The sequence below is a fragment of the Vibrio sp. Vb1554 genome (assembly GCF_033344235.1).
Window position 1 is genome coordinate 1 of the sequence record NZ_JAWPOJ010000500.1, and the last position, 1,006, is coordinate 1,006.

Here is a 1,006-nt window from a genome sequence, read left to right on the forward strand (position 1 = left end):
GTTGGTGTATTTAAGTGCGCCAGAGGAAGAGATTGCGATTGAAGTCGATCCCCTCGTGCTGCGTAAGTATGACCTAACGTTGAATGACGTAAGCAATGCCATTCGTCGATACTCTGCGAACTTCTCGGCAGGCGAAGTCAAAACAAACTCTGGGATGATTGCGGTTCGAATCGAGAACCAATATTACCGTGGAGATGAGTTTAGAAATATTCCCGTTAAGCTAGGTGCCAATGGTGCCAAGGTATTGTTGCAAGACATTGCCACCATCAAAGATGGCTTTACCGAAGAAGAGCGCTACTTCGAGTATTCAGGTCAAAATGCTATCTACATGTCAGTCGAAGCGACGCGCGATCAAAACATCATTCCGGTTGCTCAGTCAGTTCGTAACTACATCGAAGCCAAAAACAAAACTTTGCCGAGTGATGTTCAGCTAAAAATTCTGGTCGACATGACGTATTACCTAAATGGTCGTCTCGACATGATGCTGAAAAACTTGCTGCAAGGCGCGGTACTTGTCGCGATCATGTTGACGATTTTCCTACGTTTCCGTTTGGCGATGTGGGTAATGATCGGCTTACCAGTGTGTTTCCTTGGTGCGGTGATGATGATGCCAGCTTTGGGTATTACAGTGAACATCGTCTCGCTGTTCGCTTTCATCATGGTGCTCGGAATTGTGGTGGATGACGCCATCGTCATGGGAGAAAGTGCGTACAGTGAAATCGAAGAAAAGGGCGGCGGTGTCGAGAACGTGGTACGCGGTGTCAAACGTGTTGCTACGCCTGCGACATTTGGTGTTCTGACAACGATTGCTGTATTCGCACCATTCTTGCTTTCGAGTGGTATTGATAGCGCTTTCTTTTACGGCATTGCTGGTGTCGTGATTCTGTGTTTGATCTTCAGTTTGATTGAATCAAAGTTGATCCTACCAGCGCACTTGGCGCATACCCATTTTAAGCCAGTTAAACCAGGTGGCTGGCGTGACCGATTTAACCAACGTTTTTTTGGT

The 1,006-nt window shown here is 46.8% G+C and carries 1 protein-coding gene; it reads left to right on the plus strand.

Annotated elements, in window-relative coordinates:
• A partial coding sequence (locus R8N28_RS27345) for an efflux RND transporter permease subunit (protein WP_318183933.1) occupies nucleotides 1-1,006 on the plus strand: 1,006 nt, incomplete at both ends.